21 protein-coding genes are annotated in these 20,743 nt (G+C 65.1%); 6 read left to right on the top strand and 15 right to left on the bottom strand.

The genetic code is table 11. The features are described from left to right. Positions 1-25: 25 nt before the first annotated feature. The 12 genes from tolB to JYP50_RS18310 form a co-directional block, all read right to left on the bottom strand. A complete protein-coding gene (gene tolB / locus JYP50_RS18365) occupies positions 26-1,312 on the bottom strand; it encodes a Tol-Pal system beta propeller repeat protein TolB (RefSeq protein ID WP_206562021.1) in 1,287 nt (428 codons plus the stop codon). Further along, a complete protein-coding gene (locus JYP50_RS18360) occupies positions 1,312-2,067 on the bottom strand; it encodes a TonB family protein (protein WP_206562020.1) in 756 nt (251 codons plus the stop codon). Before JYP50_RS18360 ends, tolB begins: the two co-directional genes overlap by 1 nt. Further along, positions 2,064-2,462 carry a protein TolR gene (gene tolR, locus JYP50_RS18355; protein WP_206562019.1) on the bottom strand — a complete coding sequence of 133 codons (399 nt, stop codon included), beginning with the start codon at positions 2,460-2,462 and terminating at the stop codon, positions 2,064-2,066. The genes JYP50_RS18360 and tolR overlap by 4 nt, the downstream gene beginning before the upstream one ends. Positions 2,463-2,501: 39 nt before the next feature. After that, the gene (gene tolQ, locus JYP50_RS18350) at positions 2,502-3,212 is read right to left on the bottom strand and encodes a protein TolQ (protein ID WP_206562018.1); all 711 of its coding nucleotides are present in this window, start codon (positions 3,210-3,212) and stop codon (positions 2,502-2,504) included. Continuing rightward, positions 3,213-3,644 carry a tol-pal system-associated acyl-CoA thioesterase gene (ybgC, locus tag JYP50_RS18345; RefSeq protein ID WP_206562017.1) on the bottom strand — a complete coding sequence of 144 codons (432 nt, stop codon included), beginning with the start codon at positions 3,642-3,644 and terminating at the stop codon, positions 3,213-3,215. Next, positions 3,641-4,717, bottom strand: coding sequence for a Holliday junction branch migration DNA helicase RuvB (gene ruvB / locus JYP50_RS18340; RefSeq protein WP_206562016.1), 1,077 nt, complete (start codon positions 4,715-4,717; stop codon positions 3,641-3,643). Before ruvB ends, ybgC begins: the two co-directional genes overlap by 4 nt. Positions 4,718-4,728: 11 nt before the next feature. After that, positions 4,729-5,346: a Holliday junction branch migration protein RuvA gene (ruvA, locus tag JYP50_RS18335; RefSeq protein ID WP_206562015.1), complete on the bottom strand. Its 618-nt coding sequence runs from the start codon at positions 5,344-5,346 to the stop codon at positions 4,729-4,731. 12 nt (positions 5,347-5,358) lie between these two features. Next, positions 5,359-5,877, bottom strand: coding sequence for a crossover junction endodeoxyribonuclease RuvC (gene ruvC / locus JYP50_RS18330; protein ID WP_206562014.1), 519 nt, complete (start codon positions 5,875-5,877; stop codon positions 5,359-5,361). Positions 5,878-6,082: 205 nt separating this feature from the next. Next, positions 6,083-6,826, bottom strand: a complete 744-nt coding sequence (locus tag JYP50_RS18325; protein ID WP_206562013.1) for a YebC/PmpR family DNA-binding transcriptional regulator — start codon at positions 6,824-6,826, stop codon at positions 6,083-6,085. A 47-nt stretch (positions 6,827-6,873) separates the two neighbouring features. Continuing rightward, positions 6,874-8,670, bottom strand: coding sequence for an aspartate--tRNA ligase (gene aspS, locus JYP50_RS18320; RefSeq protein WP_206562012.1), 1,797 nt, complete (start codon positions 8,668-8,670; stop codon positions 6,874-6,876). A 40-nt stretch (positions 8,671-8,710) separates the two neighbouring features. Further along, on the bottom strand, positions 8,711-9,016 hold the full coding sequence (locus JYP50_RS18315; protein ID WP_206562011.1) for an FmdB family zinc ribbon protein: 306 nt from the start codon (positions 9,014-9,016) through the stop codon (positions 8,711-8,713). A gap of 203 nt (positions 9,017-9,219) precedes the next feature. Then, entirely contained in the window at positions 9,220-9,651 is a 432-nt protein-coding gene (locus tag JYP50_RS18310) for an HU family DNA-binding protein (RefSeq protein WP_206562010.1), read from the bottom strand. Between the two features lie 302 nt (positions 9,652-9,953). Here JYP50_RS18310 and JYP50_RS18305 point away from each other — a divergent pair, with 302 nt between their 5' ends. Together JYP50_RS18305 and JYP50_RS18300 are read left to right on the top strand one after the other, a co-directional pair. After that, positions 9,954-11,666: a proline--tRNA ligase gene (locus tag JYP50_RS18305; RefSeq protein ID WP_206562009.1), complete on the top strand. Its 1,713-nt coding sequence runs from the start codon at positions 9,954-9,956 to the stop codon at positions 11,664-11,666. An 8-nt stretch (positions 11,667-11,674) separates the two neighbouring features. Then, entirely contained in the window at positions 11,675-12,292 is a 618-nt protein-coding gene (locus JYP50_RS18300; protein ID WP_241263302.1) for a lytic transglycosylase domain-containing protein, read from the top strand. A 186-nt stretch (positions 12,293-12,478) separates the two neighbouring features. On the opposite strand, the gene JYP50_RS18295 is transcribed toward JYP50_RS18300, so the two are convergent. After that, the gene (locus JYP50_RS18295) at positions 12,479-13,531 is read right to left on the bottom strand and encodes an AraC family transcriptional regulator ligand-binding domain-containing protein (RefSeq protein WP_206562008.1); all 1,053 of its coding nucleotides are present in this window, start codon (positions 13,529-13,531) and stop codon (positions 12,479-12,481) included. Between the two features lie 203 nt (positions 13,532-13,734). Between JYP50_RS18295 and JYP50_RS18290 the strand changes: the two genes are divergently transcribed. Together JYP50_RS18290 and JYP50_RS18285 are read left to right on the top strand one after the other, a co-directional pair. Then, complete coding sequence (locus JYP50_RS18290) at positions 13,735-14,580, top strand: helix-turn-helix transcriptional regulator (RefSeq protein WP_206562007.1); 846 nt, start codon at positions 13,735-13,737, stop codon at positions 14,578-14,580. 92 nt (positions 14,581-14,672) lie between these two features. Then, a complete protein-coding gene (locus tag JYP50_RS18285; RefSeq protein WP_206562006.1) occupies positions 14,673-16,019 on the top strand; it encodes a glutamine synthetase family protein in 1,347 nt (448 codons plus the stop codon). Here JYP50_RS18285 and JYP50_RS18280 read toward each other — a convergent pair. Further along, positions 16,016-16,726 carry an FMN-dependent NADH-azoreductase gene (locus JYP50_RS18280; RefSeq protein WP_206562005.1) on the bottom strand — a complete coding sequence of 237 codons (711 nt, stop codon included), beginning with the start codon at positions 16,724-16,726 and terminating at the stop codon, positions 16,016-16,018. The genes JYP50_RS18285 and JYP50_RS18280 overlap by 4 nt on opposite strands. 116 nt (positions 16,727-16,842) lie before the next feature. Here JYP50_RS18280 and JYP50_RS18275 point away from each other — a divergent pair, with 116 nt between their 5' ends. Then, positions 16,843-17,739, top strand: coding sequence for a LysR substrate-binding domain-containing protein (locus JYP50_RS18275; protein WP_206562004.1), 897 nt, complete (start codon positions 16,843-16,845; stop codon positions 17,737-17,739). A gap of 69 nt (positions 17,740-17,808) precedes the next feature. Here the strand turns inward: JYP50_RS18275 and JYP50_RS18270 are convergent, their stop codons facing one another. Next, on the bottom strand, positions 17,809-19,200 hold the full coding sequence (locus tag JYP50_RS18270; protein WP_206562003.1) for an MATE family efflux transporter: 1,392 nt from the start codon (positions 19,198-19,200) through the stop codon (positions 17,809-17,811). A gap of 274 nt (positions 19,201-19,474) precedes the next feature. Here JYP50_RS18270 and JYP50_RS18265 point away from each other — a divergent pair, with 274 nt between their 5' ends. Continuing rightward, the gene (locus JYP50_RS18265) at positions 19,475-20,647 is read left to right on the top strand and encodes a fatty acid desaturase (protein ID WP_206562002.1); all 1,173 of its coding nucleotides are present in this window, start codon (positions 19,475-19,477) and stop codon (positions 20,645-20,647) included. The last annotated feature ends 96 nt before the right edge of the window (positions 20,648-20,743 follow it).

The raw sequence follows: 20,743 nt of genomic DNA, 5'->3' as shown, positions 1-20,743 counted from the left end.
CACCCCCGATAGGCGGCGATCGCTATCAGCGGCTCATGTAAGGTGACCACGCCGGCTCCCGGACATCCCCCTCGCGGGCCGGCAACCGGAATTTCACTCCCCCGTCTACGGAAACCGCCGCTAAAATGCCGCGATCTCCCGACTTCGTAGCGTACAATACCATAGAGCCATTGGGCGCGATACTGGGACTTTCGTCCAGCGCGGTACCGGTCAACACATGCAGGCGGTTGGTCTTCAGGTCGTGAACCGCAATGTGGAAATTGCCGTTATCCTGGTGTACCAGCGCCACATTGCGGCCGTCCTGGGCCACCCGCGCCCGGGCGTTGTAGACACCTTCGTAGGTCACCCGCTCGGTGGCGCCGCTGCGCAAATCATAGCGATAAATCTGCGGCCGTCCACCGCGGTCGGAGGTGAAAAGTAACGAATTGCCATCGGGCATCCAGGTGGGCTCGGTGTCGATGGCGTAGTGCCGGGTGACCCGGGTCAGGCGCTTGCTGGACAGATCCATCAGATAGATGTCCGGGCTGCCGTCCTTGGACAGCACCATGGCCATGGTGTTGCCGTCCGGCGACCAGGCGGGGGAGCTGTTCAGGCCCTTGAAGTTGGTCAGCTGCTCGCGCTGGCCGGTGGCCAGGTTCTGGCGGAAGATGGCCGGCCGGCTGGTCTCGAAGGACACGTAGGCGATTTCCTTGCCGTCCGGCGACCAGGTGGGCGCCAGCACCGGCTCCCGGGACTCCAGCAGCACGATGGGCCGGGCGCCGTCTGAGTCCGCCAGGGTGAGGCGGTAGTAATCCTTGCCGCCCGGATTGCGGGTAACCGAGACATACAGCAGGCGGGTGGCGAAGGCGCCGGGGATGCCGGTGAGCTTCTCGTAGACCTTGTCCGACACCCGGTGGGCCAGCATGCGCGCCTCGCTGGCGGGGCCGCTCTCGCTGCCGGCATAGATTTTGGTTTGGCGATCGACGTCGAACAGCTCGAATTCGATGCGCATCTGCTCCGCGCCCGACACCCGCCCAATCAGCAGGTACTGGGTATTGATCGCCCGCCAGTCGCGGTAGTAAATCTCCTGCTCGGTGCTGGGCCGGCTCAGCATGTTGGCGCGCTTGACCGGGGCAAACTGGCCGCTGCGCGTCAGGTCGCTGTCGATCACCGCGGCGACATCCTCCGAGGCCGCGCCCGCGCCCTGCCAGGCGAAGGGCGATACCGCGATGGGCGTGGGGTTGTCCTGGCCCTGGGTGATTTCAATAAGCAGCTCCGCGCGGGCGCCCAGTGCGGTCAACAGTAGTACCAGACTCAAAAGTAGCCGTGTCATCAGTAACGTAAATCCTCTGGTCGGAATAACAGGCGGAAACGCCTGAAGGTCTCTTCAAATTTGCGCGGCGGCAGATTCTTCAGCTCGGGGAAACGGCCCGCCCTTTCTACCGCATTCATCGCCGAGCGGTCAAAGGCCGTGTCGCCGCTGCTCTTGAGCACCCGCACGTCGACGATCTCGCCGGTGGGGATCAATTGCAGCTGCAGCAGCACTTCCATGCCGTTGCGGGCGCTGGGCGGCCGGCTCCAGTAGCCGGTCACGGTGCGCTGGATCAGCGCGGCGTAACTGGCCGCCATTTCATCGGCGGTGGCGGCGGCCCGGGCGGCCTCCTCCCGCGCCAGCGATTCGGCCATCTGCTCACGCTGCTCGCGCAGCAGCTCCTCGCGGGAGGGCTCCGGATCGGGCTTCGGTTCCGGCTTCGGTTTCGGCGCGGCCGGCTCCGGCACCGGCTTGGGCTCCGGCTTTGGCTTGGGTTTTGGTGCGGCCGGCTGCGGTTTGGGCTGGGGCTTCGGCTTTGGCTTCGGCTGTGGCGCGGGTTTCTTCACCGGCTCGGGTTCGGGCAGGATCTCGCTCACATCCACCAGGCGGGCGTCGATGGCCTTGGGGATCACCTGAGGCGTGATGGTCTTCTCCTCAAAGCTGCTCCAGTTGGCGGTGAGCAGGTAAACCACCAGGCCGTGCAGGGCCAGGGTCGCCAGCAGCGGCCTGACGATGATGCGCGGCAGAACGGGCCTGGCGTAGATCGAGGCGCTCACTCGGGATTCCCGGGGTTCTCCGTCACCAGGCCGACGCTCGGCGCGCCCGCCTCCTGCAGCGCCGCCATCACGGTCACCACCTTGCCGTAGGGCACCGCGCGGTCACCCCAGATCAACACCGGCTTTTCCGGACTGCGCCGCATCACCACCGACACGCGCTCGCGCACGGTGGCCAGGTTCAACACCTGTTTTTCGTCGCCGAGGTTGAGAAACAGCTGGCCGCCGGCATCCACCGAGACAATCAACGGCTCGCTGTCCTGGTCCTCGACCGGTTCGGCGCTGGCCTCGGGCAGCTCCACCTTCACGCCCTGCATCAGCATGGGGGCCGTGACCATGAAGATGATCAACAGCACCAACATCACGTCGATGTAGGGCACCACGTTGATTTCGGCCATCGGCCGGTGTTTTTTGTTGGACCTCGCCACGACGCGACCCTACCCCGCCTTCTTCTCGCGGGAGCGCAGGGCGTAGGCCTGCCGGTAGAGAATGCTGGAGAACTCGTCCACGAAGGTGTCGTAGCGGTTGGTGAACATATCCACCCTGGCGGCGAACCGGTTGTAGGCCATGACCGCGGGGATCGCCGCGAACAGGCCCATGGCAGTGGCCACCAGGGCCTCGGAAATGCCCGGCGCCACCGTGGCCAGGGTCGCCTGGGTGGCGTTGGCCAGGCCGCGGAAGGAGTGCATGATGCCCCACACGGTACCGAACAGGCCGATGTAGGGGCTGGTGGAGCCCACCGAGGCCAGGAAGGGCAAGTGGCGCTCCAGGCGCTCCTCCTCGCGCAGCATGGCTACCCGCATGGTGCGCCGGGAGCCCTCGATCACCGCCTCGGAGTCCATCCCCGGCTGCTGGGCCAGGCGCGAGAACTCCTTGAAACCGGCGCGGAAGATGCTCTCCATGCCGACGATGGTCTGGCCCTCGGCGGCGCGCTCATTGCCCTCCCGGTACAACTGGGAGAGGTCGATGCCGGACCAGAACTGCTCCTCGAAGTTGATCATGTCGTCGTGGGAATTGCGGAAGTAGATAATCCGCTGCACGATCATGTACCAGGACAGCATCGACGCCAGCAACAGCAGCGCCATTACCAGCTGCACGGTAAAGCTGGCGTGCAATACCAAATCTATCAGGCTGAGTTGTTCTTCCACTTAGGGCTCCCCTTCGCTCCCGGCAGCGCGCGCCTCGCGCAGTCGCTGCGACATCTCCCGCGGCAGGCGCCGCGGCTTCACTCCCGCGCGATCGACACAGGCGATGGTGACCTCGCCCTCCGCCAGCAGCTGGTCGCCGCGCCTGATGGTCTGTTGTAAACGCATGGCGGCGCCGCTTAATTCCCGGATTGTCGCGGTCGCCACCAATTCGTCGTCCAGTTGCGCCGGCAGGCGGTAGCGCACCGCCACGTCGCGCACCACGAACATCAGATCGTGGTTGAATATGTAGTCCTTGCCGAAACCCAGCGCACGCATCATCTCGGTGCGGGCGCGCTCCATGAATTTCAGGTAGTTGACGTAATACACGATGCCCCCGGCATCGGTATCCTCAATGTAGACTCGCAGCTTATAGGAAAATTCCGCCCCGCTCACGACGCCCCGTTACCTCCACCCAGCTCGCCGTCCAGGGGCGGGCTATCGCCGGCAGCACCGGCGGTCGAGGGCGTTGCCGCGGGCAGCCCGAAGTGCAGGTAGGCATTGCGGGTCACCATACGCCCCCGCGGGGTGCGCACCATGTAACCCTGCTGAATGAGGTAGGGCTCGAGAACGTCCTCGATCGTGCCCCGTTCCTCGGAGATCGCCGCGGCGAGGCTGTCGACACCCACCGGCCCGCCATCGAATTTCTCGATCATGGCCAGCAGCAAACGGCGGTCCTGGTGATCGAAACCACGGTGGTCCACGCTGAGCATGTCCAGGGCCTGGTCCGCGACCTCCGCGGTAATATTACCGTCGGCGCGCACTTCGGCGAAATCCCGCACCCGCCGCAGCAGGCGGTTGGCGATGCGCGGCGTGCCCCGGGCGCGGCGCGCGACCTCCGTCGCCCCCGCCTCGTCGATGCCGATGCCGAGGATCTGCGCCGAGCGCGCCACGATGCGGGCCAGGTCCGCCACCTGGTAGAACTCCAGGCGCTGCACGATGCCGAAGCGATCCCGCAGCGGCGAGGTCAGCAGTCCCGCCCGGGTGGTGGCGCCGACCAGGGTAAAGGGCGGCAGGTCGAGCTTGATCGAGCGCGCCGCCGGCCCCTCGCCGATCATAATGTCGAGCTGGTAATCCTCCATCGCCGGGTAGAGCACCTCCTCCACATAGGGGCTCAGGCGGTGGATCTCGTCGATGAACAACACGTCACCGGGCTCGAGGTTGGTCATCAAGGCGGCGATATCGCCGGCCTTTTCCAGCACCGGGCCGGAGGTGGTTTTCAGCGACACGCCCATTTCATTGGCGATGATGGTCGCCAGGGTGGTCTTGCCCAGGCCCGGCGGCCCGAAAATCAGGGTGTGATCGAGGGGCTCGCCGCGGCCGAGCGCGGCCTCCAGGAAAATCGACATCTGGTCGCGCACGGTCGGCTGGCCGACGTACTCGGCCAGGCTCTTCGGGCGAATGGCGCGGTCCTGTGCATCCTCGCGCTCGCGGGCCTCGGGGGCGATCAGGCGGTCGGTTTCAATCACCGGTCATTTCCTCAGGCGCTGACCATGGATTTCAGGGCCCGGCGAATCAGCTCCTCGCTGTTGTCGACGCCGTCGTCGTTCACCGCCGCCACCGCCCGGCTGGCCTCCGCCGGCTTGTAGCCCAGCGCCACCAGGGCGCCCTCGGCGTCGGCGACCTTGTCCGCCGGCCGGACCTGCGCGGCGGCGCCGGGGAGCTCCGGGGCCCGCGCGTCCATTTCCTCCAGCCAGCCCTTGAGCTTGTCGCGCATTTCCACCAGCAGGCGCTCGGCGGTTTTCTTGCCCACGCCGGGCAGCGCCACCAGGGAGGACAGGTCGCCGCGCTGCACGCAGCGCGCGAAACTCGTCGCGTCCATGCCCGAGAGAATGGTGAGCGCCAACTTGGGCCCCACGCCACTGACCTTGATCAGCTGGCGAAACAGGCCCCGGTCGCGCTCGTCGATAAAGCCGTAGAGCTGCTGGGCATCCTCGCGCACCGCGAAATGGGTGAGCAGCGTCACCTCGCCGCCCAGGGCGGGCAGCTGGAACAAGGTGGTCATGGGCACCTGCAACTCGTAGCCGACACCGGCCACATCCACCAGGATGTCCGGGGGCTGCTTGTGCACCAGGGTGCCGCGAATCCTGCCGATCATAGAATATTCCCGCTAGCGCAAACGCCGCCGGCGCACCGAAGTGGCGCCGGCCATGTTGATCATACTTTGTTGGGTGTGGGCATGACACAGGGCGGTGGCCAGGGCGTCCGCCGCGTCCTCCTGGGGTGCCGCCGGCAGTTTCAGCAACACCTTCACCATATGCTGCACCTGCGCCTTGTCCGCGGCGCCCGTGCCTACCACCGACTGCTTGATCTGGCGCGCCGAGTACTCCGACACCGCCATCGCGCGGGCCACGCAGGCGACAATGGCCGCGCCGCGGGCCTGCCCCAGCTTGAGCGCCGAATCGGCGCTCTTGGCCACGAACACCCGCTCCACCGCCGCCTCCTGGGGGCAGTGCAGCTCGATCAGTTCACTGACACTGGCGTGGATGACACCGAGCCGCTCCGGCAGGGACCCCTGCGGCAGGCGGATCACCCCGCTGGTCACGTACTCGCTGCGTCCGCCATCGAAGTTGATGATGCCGAAGCCGGTTTTTCGGGAACCGGGGTCTATCCCCAGGATGACCGCCATAGTGCGCGCCGCCCACCGCCGTTGTCTGTGTTGCCATGCATTGGCCCGCGGCCAATGGTGGCAGGCCCCACCCCGCGAGCGTCGCGATCGCCCTGAATGCCCCCGCGCCACGACCCGCCCGGCGCGATACAAAGCCCGGGGCGTCATGTACATATATACAGCATTGTCCGCCCGGATGCACTACCGGCGGCGGCGATGCGCCCGGTCAAAGATCGGCGTAGACCGCCTCGGGGATGTCGGCATTGGTATAGACGTTCTGCACGTCGTCCAGGTCCTCGAGCGCGTCCACCAGGCCGATCACCGATGTGGCTCCCTCGACATCCAGGGGCACGTAGGTGGAAGCCACCATGGTCACCTCGCCGCCCTCCGGCGCCAGGCCCGCCTTTTCCAGGGCCTCTTTCACCGCGGAAAACTGTTCCCAGGGCGTGGTCAGGTCAACGGAGCCATCGTCATTGGTTTCGATGTCCTCGGCACCGGCCTCCAGCGCCACCTCCATGATGGCCTCCTCGTCGGCCCCGGGGGCGAAACTGATTTGGCCCTTCTTGCTGAACAGGTAGGCCACTGAACCGTCGGTGCCCAGATTGCCGCCGCGTTTGCTGAAGGCGTGGCGCACCTCGGCCACGGTGCGATTGCGGTTATCGGTCATCACCTCCACCAACACCGCCACCCCGCCGGGCGCATAGCCCTCGTAGGTGAGCTCGTCCATGTTGTCGGTGTCGTTGCCGCCCGCGCCGCGGGCAATGGCGCGCTCGATGGTGTCCTTGGTCATGTTGGCGCCAAGGGCCTTGTCCATCGCCGCGCGCAGGCGAGGGTTGTCCTCCGGCAGCGGGCCGCCCTGCTTGGCGGCCACCACCAGTTCGCGAATCAGCTTGGTAAAGATCTTGCCCCGCTTGGCATCCTGGGCCGCCTTGCGGTGCTTGATATTGGCCCACTTGCTGTGGCCAGCCATCGCAATCTCCCTTCTTTATATACGGAATAAACTCAGGGCCGCCCCGCTCAACCCGCCTCGCCCTGTCCGGCGCCGCCTTCCTGCGCGACCTGGCGCAGGCGGATATTGAGTTCGCGCAGCTGCTGGGCGCCGACCTCCCCGGGAGCGTCGGTCATGATGCAGGCCGCGGTCTGGGTTTTGGGGAAGGCAATCACATCGCGAATGGAGTGCGAGCCGGTCATCAGCATGACCAGGCGATCCAGGCCGAAGGCCAGGCCGCCGTGGGGCGGGGCGCCGTACTGCAGGGCGTCGAGCAGGAAGCCGAATTTCTCGCGGGCCTCGTCCTCGGCGATACCCAGCAGGCGGAATACCGCCTCCTGCATGTCGCGCTGATGGATACGCACGCTGCCGCCACCCAGCTCGGTGCCATTGAGCACCATGTCATAGGCGCGGGACAGGGCCGAGCCGGGATTCGCCTCCAGCTCCTCGGGGGAACAGGCCGGGGCGGTAAAGGGATGGTGCAGGGGAGACCAGCCGCCGTTGCCGTCGCCCTCGAACATGGGGAAGTCCACCACCCACAGGGGCGCCCAGCCCTCGCCCACCAGGTTCAAATCCTCGGCCACTTTCAGGCGCAGCGCGCCGAGCGACTCGTTGACCACGCCGGCCTTGTCGGCGCCAAAGAAAATGATGTCGCCGTCTTTTGCCTCGAGGCGGGCCATCATCTCATTGACCACCTCCTCCGGCATGAACTTGAGAATGGGCGACTGCAGCCCCGCGATGCCGGCCGCCAGGTCGTTGACCTTGATCCAGGCCAGACCGCGCGCGCCAAAGATGGAGACATACTTGGTGTAGTCGTCGATTTCCTTGCGGCTGATGGTGGTACCACCGGGCACCTTGAGCGCCGCCACGCGCCCCGCGGGATCGTCCGCCGGCCCGCGGAAGACCTTGAAATCCACCTGCTGCATCAGATCGTCCAGCGACACCAGCTCCAGCGGTATGCGCAGGTCCGGCTTGTCGGAACCGTAGCGCTCCATGGCCTCGGCGTAGCTCATGTGGGGGAACTCGCCGAGATCCACGTCCAGCACCGCGCTGAACAGCTCGCGCACCATGCGCTCGGTGATCGCCATGATCTCCGGCTCTTCCAGGAAGGCGGTCTCGATATCGATCTGGGTGAACTCGGGCTGGCGGTCCGCGCGCAGATCCTCGTCGCGGAAACACTTGGCCACCTGGTAGTAGCGATCGAAACCCGACACCATCAACAACTGCTTGAACAGCTGCGGAGACTGCGGCAGGGCGAAAAACTGCCCCGGATGGGTGCGGCTGGGCACCAGGTAGTCCCGCGCGCCCTCGGGCGTGGCGCGGGTCAGGATCGGCGTTTCGATGTCGAGGAAACCCTCGCCATCGAGGAACTGGCGCACGGCGGAGGTGATCCTGGCACGCAGGATCAGCCGGTTTTGCATTTCCGGGCGGCGCAGATCCATATAGCGGTATTTCAGCCGCACGTCCTCGCCCACCGCGGTGTGCTCGTCCAGCTGGAAGGGCGGGGTCGCGGCACTGTTGAGAATTTCCAGCTCCTTGCCCAGCACCTCGATTTCACCGGTCGCCATATTGGGGTTCACGGTGGACTCGCCGCGGGCCCGTACCCGGCCGGTGACTTTCAGCACGTATTCGCTACGCACCCGGTCGGCGCGCTGGAAGTGCTCCTCGGTATCCGGGTCGAAAACCACCTGGACAATACCCTCCCGGTCGCGCAGATCGAGAAAGATGACGCCCCCGTGGTCGCGGCGACGATCCACCCACCCGCACAGGGTGACCGTTTCATCGATGTTGCCAGTTCCGAGGGCGCCACAATAATGACTGCGCATAATTCAGGTTCCGTTGCTGTATCGGGTGAGTGGGCCGGGGTCAGGCGGGGTTGCTGCTCTTGCTTTCGCCGCCGCTGCTTTTCTTGGCCTCGGCTTTCGAGGCGCCGCTGTCCTTGCTTTTACCGTCGCCGCCTTCCTGTCCGCCGGCGAGGTTCTTCTTGCTGCCAGTTTTGAAATCCGTCTCATACCAGCCACCGCCCTTGAGGCGGAAAGCGGCGGCGGAGACTTTCTTTTTCAACTGCGGCTCGCCACAGGCCGGGCAATCCAGCAGGGGGTCGTCGCTGATCTTCTGCAAGGCCTCGTGCAGCTCGCCGCAGGCCTGGCACTGGTACTCATAGATAGGCATGGGGGTTCTCGCCAGTTAAACAGGGGCATCAGAGAAAAATCGAGGCGCGGATTTTACCCCATGGGGCCATCGAGGCCAAGAAGTTCGCGGGCTGCGGGAATTTGGAGGGTCGGGAACCCTTCGCGCCGGAAGCGGCACGAAAAGCAGGGGGGGCTTGCCAGCTCCCCACCGGCACCGGCGGGGAGCTGGCGGGAGAACGGGCCTTAGGAGGCCGCGAACTCTTTCATTTTCTTCAGCGGGCGAACCTTGACCGCCACGCTGGCCGGCTTGGCCTTGAAGGTGGTTTCCTCACCGGTGAAGGGGTTGATGCCCTTGCGCGCCTTGCGGGCGGGCTTCTTCACGGTGGTGATCTTCATCAGGCCCGGCAGGGTGAACTCGCCCACGGAACGCTTCTTGATGCTGCGCTCGATAAGGGTTTCCAGCTCGGCCAGTACGTCGCCTACCTGTTTCTTGCTCAGCTCGGTGCTCTCGGCAATGCTGGTGACAATCTGGCTCTTGGTCATTTTGTCCTTGAGCGCAGTAGCCTTCTTGGCCGGAGCGGCCTTTTTGGCCGGTGCTTTCCTGACGGGAGCTTTTTTAGCCACTGCCTTCTTGGCCGGAGCCTTTTTCTTCGCTGGTGCTTTTCTGGTAGCCATGTTGTTTTCAACCTTCCTTTACGTAAATGGACATGCATGAAACCCTGACTGCCCGCTCCCCGAACCGCGGAAATCAGCGCCGACGCCAGGCTCGGACAATGTATAAATCATGAAAAGCTGCAATACAAGCGTTTTAGGAGCATTCTGCGAAAATAACCCCTGTTTTTTCAGTGTTAGCGCCCTTATCGCACCCCAATTCACCGCGACAGGGAGGCAATATCGGCAGCCCCGCGCCAAGCTGTACCGACAAGGTGTTCGGACGTAAACTACACAGCCCGCTTTTTTACATCACTGGAACCGTCATGCGCACCACCGAGTACTTCATTGCAACGCAGAAGGAGACCCCCGCCGACGCCGAGGTCATCAGTCACCAATTGATGCTCCGGGCCGGGTTGATTCGCAAACTCGCGGCAGGCCTTTACACCTGGCTGCCACTGGGCCTGAAAGTTCTGCGCAAGGTGGAACAAGTGGTGCGCGAGGAAATGGATCGCTCGGGCGCGCTGGAAGTGAGCATGCCCATGGTGCAACCCGCGGAGCTGTGGCAGGAGTCCGGGCGCTGGGAACAGTACGGCCCCGAGCTGCTGCGCATCAAGGACCGGCACGAGCGCGACTTCTGCCTCGGCCCCACCCATGAAGAGGTCATTACCGACCTCGTGCGCAACGAAGTCAAAAGCTACAAGCAGCTGCCGGTGAACCTGTACCAGATCCAGACCAAGGTGCGCGACGAAATTCGCCCGCGCTTCGGCATCATGCGCTCGCGGGAATTCCTGATGAAGGACGCCTACTCCTTCCACGCCGACAGCGAGTCGCTGGGCGCGACCTACGAGGTCATGCACCGCGCCTACAGCAATATCTTCACCCGCCTGGGCCTCGACTTTCGCCCGGTCATCGCCGATACCGGCAGCATCGGCGGCAGCGCCTCGCACGAGTTTCACGTACTGGCCAGTTCCGGCGAGGACGACATCGCCTTCAGCGACCAGAGCGACTACGCCGCCAACGTGGAAATGGCCGAGGCCCTGGCACCGGCGGGCGAACGCCCCGCACCCGGAGCGGAAATGCAGGAAGTGGCCACCCCCGGCGTCAAAACCATCGACGATCTCGCCCGCTTCCTCAAGGTCGATCCCGCCACCACGGTCAAGACGCTGGTGGTGAACGGCGAGGAGGAGGGAGTACTGGTGGCGCTGGTGCTGCGGGGCGATCACCAGCTCAATGAAATCAAGGCGGAAAAACTCGCCGGCATCGCCAACCCCCTGACCATGGCCGACGAGGACACCGTGCGCAAAACCTGCGGCGCGGGCTTTGGCTCGCTCGGCCCTGTTGGGCTGTCCATACCGGTAATCGTCGATCGCAGCGCGGCTCACCTGGCGGATTTCACCTGCGGCGCCAATCGCGAGGAGGCGCATCTCACCGGCGTGAACTGGGAGCGCGACTGCGCGCTGGCACGCGTGGAGGACCTGCGCGAGGTCATGGCCGGCGACCCCAGCCCCGACGGCATGGGCACCCTGCAAATCAAGCGCGGCATCGAGGTCGGCCATATCTTCCAGCTGGGCACCAAGTACAGCGAGGCGATGGACGCCACGGTGCTGGACGAAAACGGCAAGAGCGTCACCATGGCCATGGGGTGCTACGGCATCGGCGTCAGCCGCATCGTGGCGGCCGCCATCGAGCAGAATCACGATGACAGGGGCATCACCTGGCCGGCGGCAATGGCGCCCTTCGAACTGGTAATCGTGCCGTTGAACATGCACAAATCAGAGGCTGTCGCGGAGTGCGCCCTGGCGCTGTACCAGCAGTTCCGCGAGGCCGGGGTGGAGGTACTGCTCGATGATCGCAACGAGCGCCCCGGCGTCAAGTTCGCGGACATGGAACTGATCGGCATTCCCCACCGCCTGGTGGTGGGAGACCGCGCGCTGGCGGACGACAACATTGAATACAAGGGCCGCCGCGACGACGAGGCGCAATTGTTGTCACGGGACAGCGTGTTCGCCGACGTGATGCGCAAACTGGACCGCTGACGGCGGTGATGCGGCGCCTGCGCCATCCCGGCCCGCGGATGTGGGCAGGCCTGTGCCTGTTGCTGACCAACCTCTGGGCCAGCGCGATCGCGGCACAACCGGCCGACTCGCAGGAACGGGCCGAGTTACGCCGCTTTCTCGAACGCACCATCAACAGCGCCGACAGTTTCCAGGACCGCTACGACGCGGAGGTGTGGCTGGTGGACATGTCGGCCCGGCTCAGCCGCTTTGTGGACGACCCCTCGCGACGCCTGGTACTGCTGCGCCAGGTCCACGCCGCCGCCATTCGCGCCGCGCTACCCCCCGAACTGGTACTGGCGGTCATCGAGGTGGAAAGCCACTTCGACCGCTTCGCCATCTCCCGCGTCGGCGCGCAGGGCATGATGCAGGTCATGCCGTTCTGGAAGGACGAGATCGGTCGCCCCGATGACAACCTGACGGACAACCTCACCAATCTCGAGTACGGCTGCCGCATCCTGCAGTTTTACCTGGAGCGCGAAGACGGCCACCTGCATCGCGCGCTGGCCGCCTACAACGGCAGCAGCGGCAGCCGACGCTACAGCGACAAGGTAAAACGTGCCTGGAAAAGCCGCTGGCGCACCCAGCCCCTGCACTGGGCTCCCTGATCCGATTGACTGCCTTGCCGGCCGGCGATTGAACAGCCGGCCATTGAATGGCCGCTTTTGCCGTCGCCCACGGCGGTGGCGGGCGACCTCAAGGCCACTGGCGCATGATTGCCCGTGTGTGTTTTGTTGCGCGGATGCGCGGCAAGGATGACCTGAAAAAGTCCAAAGGGCTTTTTCAGGCCGCTGTTACGAACTCCGGCGGAAAGCCCCCGGCGACACTCCGGTCCATTTCTTGAAGGAACGGTGGAACGCACTGGGGTCGGAAAAGCCCACCCACTCCGCTACCTCGCCCACGGTCATCCCCTCGCGCCCCAGCATCGCGATAGCGGCATCGCGGCGCGCGTTGTCCTTTATCCGCTGATAGGAGGTGCCCTCGCGCTCGAGACGGCGACGCAGGGTACGCGCCGACATGTTCAGCAAGCCGGTGAGTTCGTCGAAACTCGGCATGTCGCAGCGAAAATCATCGCCCAGCAATTCGCGGATGCGATGGGTGATACTCCGCGCGCTGGGCTTGGGCTCCACCACCAGATAGTACGGCGCCATGGCCAGGTAGCTTTCCAGCTCGCCCTCGTCGCGCAGCAATTCCGCTTCCAGGTGACGCGAGGAAAAGGTCACCGCGTTGTCAGCGGCGCCAAAACTGACCGGACAGGGAAAAAAGTGCCGCAGTTCCATCGGGTTTGCCGGCGCATCGGCGGCGCATCGCGCCCCGACCACATCGATGTGCTGGCCGATCAACCAGCCGCAGAAGCGCAGCCAGATCGCCAGGCCGCACAGCAGTCGCTGCTGTGCCCCGGGCGAGCCCGGCATGTGGTAACTCAGGGTCGCCAGGCGCGTGTCCTGGTCAACCGCCAGGACATTGTCCGCGACCACGCCCCGGCTCAGGCGGCAGCAGCGATTGAACTCTATGGCCCGGCGCAGCGCCATGGCCAGGTTTTGGCTGCCGAGAATACTGAACGCCAGCATGCGGGCGGTACCCACCGGCGTGGGGCCGTCGGGCATGCCGCCACCGGCCTCGTCGTCCAGGGCCCGGAACAGGGCCGCGGCCAAACGGCTGTACTGGCGCCGGGAAACCACCGCGGTGACACTGGCCCGGCGCAGGGGGTCATAGGGGAAGCGGGCCCGGCGCAGCAATTCCGCCGGATTATGGCCCGCGGCCCCGCCCTGGGCCAGCAGGGCCTCGACAAAACCCGCGGCTACCTCGCCGCGCCACCGCCCGACATTTGAGAGCCTCTCCGCCACGCCCCGATGCCTCCTGTGATATGCTTTTCGGGCCCCAGTATAGCGCCCCCGAGCGGGCGCCACAGGCGGGCTATACAGCTTATTGAACCGGCGACCGCTTTCCCGCCTCCGCCGTCCGGCGATCGCGGCTGTTGGACGCCATTTGACATCCCCCCGGGGGCTGCCCAATATGTCCGCTCGGGGCGAGCCAAAAATAACAGCAGATGAGTAACATCCAGCAGCTGAGCAAGTGGAACCGGGATATCTCCCGCGCCATCGGCGCGCTTGGCAGCGATCAATTTTTTCCCGCCCTTATCGCGGCCATTCGCGGCCAGGTGCGCATCGATTACCCGCAAATCTGGCTGTACCACCGCGACCTTCCGCCCCGGGTGCTGTACCACGAAATACCCGAGCGCGCCGTCGCCTCCCAGGTGGACCAGTATCTCGACGGCCCCTACCGGGAAGACCCCTTCTACCAGGCCTCCATGAACCAGCCCCGGTCCAAGATCTACCGCCTCGCGCGCCTGACTCACAACAAGATCAAGGAATCTGACTACTACCGGGACTACTACGCCGACACCGGCACCGTGGACGAAGCGGTCTACCTGGCCAAGCTCGCCGCGGGCAACGTGATCAACCTGTGCATGATGCGCCTGCCCGGGCACGGCGAGTTCAGCGACGAGGAATACGAAACCCTCTACCTGCTGGCGGAGCCGGTATCGGAACTGCTCAAGACCCACTCCGAGCACAATGACTTCGCGGTCAACAATCTGATCCAGCCCGGCATCAATCACCAGATCGACCTCGCCTTCCGCACATTCGGCGCGTCCATGCTCTCGCCTCGGGAAAAAGACGTGCTGGAGATGATGCTGCGGGGCTACGGCACCGATGTCTCGGCGCAAAAGCTCGAGATCGCGGTGGAAACCGTGCGCCGCCACCGCAAGAGTATTTACCGCAAGCTGGACGTCAGTTCCCAGACCGACCTGTTCTCCCTGTTCATCAACGCCATGAGCTGCCTCGGCGAGGCCGCCGGTGGCGACCCGCTCAGCGTGTACATGGCGCCGCGCTAGATCAGCCACTGCCAACGCTGCCCAATCCGGGGTATTGAGCAAAGCCACGCGCGCCCCGATAGTACGCGCTAACCCACCGCTACGGAGCCCCGATGTCCCTGGAAGCCGACTGGTTTTTACGGGCTCACCCCGAAATCACCACAATCGAAGCCCTGCTGCCCGACTGCAACGGGATCATGCGCGGCAAATGGCTGCCACGGCACAAACTGGGCAAGATTTTCGACGGCGAACTCAAACTCCCCCGCACCGCGCTGAGCCTCGACATCTGGGGTCGCGACGTGGAGGAGTTGGTGTTCGCCTCCGGCGACGCCGACGGTATCTGCCGACCGGTGGAGGGTTCCCTGCTCCCCGCGCCCTGGGCCCCTGGCGGACAGCACGGCCAGATCATGCTGTCGATGTTCGAGGCCGATGGCACGCCCTACCTCGGCGACCCGCGACACGTCCTCAAGCAGGTGGTGTCCCGCTACCAGGAGGCGGGCTGGACCCCGGTGGTCGCCGCGGAACTGGAATTCAGCCTGCTGACCGTGGATGCCGACAACCCCCGCCACAGCTGCCCGGCCCCCGCCGGCCACAACCCGGTGGGCGGCAACATGTACGCCCTGGACGTGCTCAACCAGCACCGGGAAATGATGGATGAACTGCGCCGCGCCTGCGAGCTCCAGGACCTGCCCTTCGACGGCGTGGTGAAGGAGTCCGCCCCCTCCCAGTACGAAATCAACATGCACCACGTCGACAACCCGGTGCTGGCGGCCAAGCAGATCCTGATGATGAAGCGGCTGATCAAGGGCGTGGCGGCCCGCTACGGCCTGGTGGCCAGCTTCATGCCCAAACCCTTCGAGGATGAATCCGGCAACGGCCTGCATGTGCACTGCAGCCTGCTGGACGCAAACGGCAACAATGTTTTCGATGACGGCAGCGAACGCGGCACGCCCCTGTTGCACCACGCCATCGCCGGCTGCCTGCGCCACATGCCGGAGTCGCTGGCGATTTTCGCGCCGAGCTACAACGGCTATCGACGCTTCCAGAGCGGCTCCCACGCACCGATCTACGCCACCTGGGGCTACGAGAATCGCACCGTCGCGGTGCGCGTGCCCGCCGGCAGCCACGCCGCGCGACGCCTGGAGCACCGGGTGGCCGGCGCCGACGCCAACCCCTACCTGTTGCTCGCGGTGATACTCGGCGCCATGCTCGAGGGCATGGAGCAACAAATGCCGGCGCCCAAACCCACCAACGGCGACGGCTACGCCGTGCAGGGGATTCCGCCCCTGCCGGGCTACATGCACGAGGCGCTGGAACTGTTCAGCCAATCGGACTTTATCCGCTCGGCCCTGGGCGGCGAACTGCAGCGCATCTTTACCCTCACCAAAACCCAGGAAATCGACGAGTTCCGGCGGCGCATCACCGCCCTGGAATACCAGAGCTACCTCGAACGACTCTAGCGAAGCGCTGCACTGGCGGTATCCGGCGGCCACTTCTTCGGCGTTGAGCCGATCAACTCACCGGCGAGATCGACCACCGCCCGCCGCGCGCGCTCGATGGAGGCCGCGTGGCGGTCATCGCCAAACTCCTGGTACTCCACGCGGATTTCATGAAAGCGCTCAACACCCAGATAGTGACCGAGAACCTCGATGTGCGGACCGAGATGGTTCATGTGTTCACGCACGCCACCAAGGCCAAAGCCAAACTCGCCGGTCGAGGCCAGCAGCACCAGGGTCTTGCCCGAGAACACCGGAGCCAGGGGAAAATCTCCCCTGTCGAGGTCAAAGGTAAAGGTTTCGTTGACGCGCACAATCTGGTCAAACCAGGCCTTCAGCGCCGCCGGCATCCCGTAGTTGTACATGGGAGCGGTAATGACGATGACATCTGCCCGGCGCACTTCATCAATCAACTGGTCAGAGAGCGCCAATAGCTCCACCTGCGCCGGACTGCGCTGCGCCGGCGGGGTGAAGGCCGCGGCGATCCAGTCCTGCGAAATAAAGGGGGGCGGGCAAAGGCCCACGTCGCGATGAATGACCCTATGCGCCGACGAATGTTGTGTCCATTCCCTGATGAATCGCGCACCGAGGCGCCTGGAGATGGAGCCATGTCCAGACACCGGGTTGTCGCCGCGCCGAGCACTGGAATCAATATGCAAAATGGTTTTCATGTAATTTCCTCTGGGGTTAGTCGCTCAATACCCGGAAATTTTCTTTCCACATCAGCCAGTTGACAAAGGTAAAATATTTTCCATAGCATGAATTAAACTCATCTATAGGTTGCCCGGTGTTCACACGACTCCCCTCCCTGAGCAGCATCAGGACCTTCGAATCCGCCGCCAGAAGGCTAAGCTTCAAGCACGCCGCGGCCGAACTGCACGTCTCGCCAACGGCGGTTTCGCACCAGATTCGCGCCCTCGAACGGCACCTGAAAGTCACGCTGTTTGATCGCGGGACACGGCAAGTCACCCTGACCCGCGAGGGCGAAGCCCTGGCGCTGGCGGCCCACACTGCGTTGCGCGAGCTGCAACTCGCGGTGAATCGCCTGGGCGCCTCGCCGCAGGCGGTGACGATCAGCACGACCCGCTCGTTCGCCGCATTGTGGCTGGCGGCGAACCTGCCTGACTTTCAGCGCCGGCATCCGGATATCACGGTAAAAATTGCCGCGGAGGACGCGGTGCTTGACCTGTCCCGGGAGGGGGATATCGATATGGCCGTGCGCTACGGGGAGTACCCCGCTGCGGCCGCGGGAGCCACCTCCCTGCTACAGGAATCGGTGGGCTGCTTCGCGAGCCCCGGCTACTGGACGGCGCTGACGCGGCAGGCCGCCGCCACCCTGTTTGCGACCCGCATGAAAAACCCCGACCTGCCCTCCCCGGACCTCAAAGCACTGATGACCCCGCACTGGCCGCTACCGCAAGGCTTCGACGTGCACTATTTCGATGATGAAAACCAAACCGTACAGGCGGCACTGGCCGGCCAGGGTATCGCGGTCGTCAGCCGCGTGCTGATCGGCACGGCGCTGGCCAACGGCTGGCTGACCGCCGGACTGGAAGACGTCACCGCGCTACTGCCGAGATTGCACTACTACACAGTCGTGCCCGAGCGGAGCCAGGGGGTTCGGGCTGTCGACGCGCTACAGACATGGCTGCGGGAGCAGCTGGGGCCTGTTCAGACTACATAAAAAGGGCCGTTGTGCCGCGATGCCCCGCGTCCCGACCCCAGGCGACTCCCCCGGGGCATCCCTCCGCGGTCAGCTGGAAGAGCGCAGGCCGGCGACGCGCGGGGCCGCCGCCAGGCCCGCCCCGGGCAGGGGCTGGTAGTCCCGCTCCAGCCGGGATACCAGCGCGAAACTCGCCACCGCGCCAAACAGCCCGAACACCACCATGCCGACAGCCTCGCCGGCCAGCACGCCGCGGGCACCGTACCACTGCGCGCCCAGGTACACCGCGGGCACGATACCCAGCAGCACCTTGCCGAAGTTGAAGGCGGTGGCCCAATGGGGATGGTGCAGGTTGTTGAAACTGGCGTTGGCCACGAACAGGCCGCCGTTGAAGAAAAAGGCCCACACCAGCGCGTGACAGTAGAACAGGATCAACTCCGCCGCCGCGGGCTCGGCGGAGAAGGCGGAAACGATCAGGCCGCTGCCCAGCCACAGCAGGCCCCACACCAGCAGGACATAGCCGGCATTGAAAACCAGGGCATTGACCAGGGTCTCGCGCACCCGGCCGAACAGGCCGGCGCCGGCGTTCTGGCCGATGATCGGCCCCACCGCCCCGGAGAGGGCGAACACCGCGGCGAAAGCCACCGGGCTGATGCGACCGAGGATGGCCGCCCCGGCCACCGCCCCGTCGCCGAACTGGGACATGGTGCGCAGCACGACGCTGTTACCAATGGGGGTGGCGAGGTTGGTGAGCACTGCCGGCCCGGCGATCGCCAGCAGGGGCCGCAGGTCGGTGCGAAACTCCCGGAGACTGCCGCGTCGCGGCAGGCGGTGGACGTGATACACGGCGCGCCAGGCCACCAGCAACACTGCCCAGCGCGAGATCACTGACGCCACCGCGGCACCTTCGAGCCCCCAGCCAAAGGTAAAAATAAACAGCGGGTCCAGCGCCGCGTTCACCGCCGAGCCGATCAGGGTCGCCCACATCGAGCGCCGGGCGTCGCCGATGGCGCGCACCCCGGCGGCGGCGCTCATGCCCAGCACCATCACCGGAATATTCGGCAACAGGATGCCGCCGTAGCTCTGCGCGTATTCCAGCGCCGGCCCCGCGGCTCCCAGCAGCGACAACAACTCGCGCAGGTAAAACCAGGCCACCACGCTGATCAGCATCGATACCAGGAAATTGAACAGCAGGCCATTGCCGCAGTAGCGCCCGGCGAGATCGCGCCGATGCGCGCCCTCGGCCCGGGCCACCAGGGCGCCCAGGGCGATCTGCAAACCGATGCTCACCGACACCAGGAAGTAGATCAGCGTGCCGGCGTAGCCCACCGCCGCCACCAGCGAGTGATCGTCCAGCAAGGTGAGAAAATACATGTCCACTAGATCGACCCCGAACATGGCGATGAGGCCGGTGGCGGAGGCGCCGGTCATGGCCAGCACATGGCGCATGGTGGAGCCCCGGGTGAACTTGGCCTGGGTCATGGATTCCCTCGTTTCCCCTTGTGGCGACCGCGCACTCACGAGTGGCGGCGACGTTGGCGAAAATGGTGGCGGCATTGGCACTGGCGGGCGACGGCCCCCCGCGGAAGAGCGCATGATACTGTATCCGACCGCCACCTGCGGCGGCAATTCGCGGGCGGAAATCATGGCATTGGCGCCTGCGAGCTGCCACACTGCCCCGAGTGCGCCGGAAGACTTTTTCGGCCAAAAAAGTTACCATTCGCTTCTTTTACGATCTGCGAGGTCCGTTCCGGCGATGACCCAACCGACCCCCAAGCCGCCGCTAAACCCGGTCAACGTGACCATTTTCGTCGGCCTTCCGCTCGCCGCGCTGGTGCTGGTGCCCCTGTGGGGCCTGTACCGCGGCTACGATGGTTTCCAGTGGCTGTGGGCCCTGGCCTTTCTCTACCTAAATGGCATGTCCATCACCGGGGGCTACCACCGCCTGTGGGCCCACAAAGCCTACGAGGCCCACCCGGCGCTGAAGTGGTTTTTTGCCTTCTGGGGCGCGGGCGCCCTGCAGAACAGTATCCTGATCTGGGCTTCCGATCACCGCCGCCACCACCGCCACGTGGACGACGACCACCGCGACCCCTACTCCGCCAGCCGCGGACTGTGGTTCAGCCATATGGGCTGGATGCTGCGCAAGTACAACAGCAACGACCCCGATTTCAGCAACGCGCGGGACCTGCAGCGCGATCCGGTAGTGATGTGGCAGCACCGGCACTACGTAGCGCTGACGGTGTTCATGAACGTGGGCCTGCCGCTGCTGCTGGGCGTCTGGCACGGCGATATCATCGGCACCCTGTTGCTAGTGGGCCTGCTGCGGCTGGTGGTCAACCACCATGTGACCTTTTTCATCAACTCCCTGGCCCATTTCTGGGGCAGCCGTCCCTACACCGAGTCCAACAGCGCCCGGGACAACGGCTTTTTGGCCTTCCTCACCTACGGCGAGGGCTACCACAACTACCACCACATCTTCCAAACCGACTACCGCAACGGCATCCGCTGGTACCAGTGGGATCCCACCAAGTGGATGATCAATCTCTGTTCCCGCCTGGGCCTGGCCCGGAACCTGACCCGGATCCCCAACTTCAAGATCCAGCGCGCCATCCTCGACACCCAGTTCGAGCGCGCGCGGCGCAAGCTGGAGCGGGCCGAGAATCCCGCCCCCCTGCTGGCGAGCCTGGAACGCGAATACCAGCTCTTCACCGAGTCGGTGAACCAGTGGAAGGCCCTGCAGGCGGAGCGCTACGAACGCAAGGTGGCGGAACTCGAAGGCGCCATCGAGGAGCGCAAGCTGGCCCTGCTGCACAAGTGGGAACACGCCGCCCTGCGCACCAAGTTCAAGGAGCTGGAGTACTCGTTGAAGATGCAGCGCAAGCGCCTGTCGATGCTGATGCAGCAAGTCCAGCCCCAGGCCGCCTGAGCGCAGGCCGCCTGAGCGCGGCCTTTCCCCTGATCGCAGACCGCCTGATCGCAAGCCGCCTGATCCGGCTGGCCGCTTTCCGCGTAGGAGACCGGA

Origin of the sequence: Parahaliea mediterranea (assembly GCF_017255185.1) — a bacterium.
Classification (GTDB): domain Bacteria; phylum Pseudomonadota; class Gammaproteobacteria; order Pseudomonadales; family Halieaceae; genus JAFKCZ01.
This window is presented reverse-complemented; position numbering and strand designations above follow the sequence as displayed.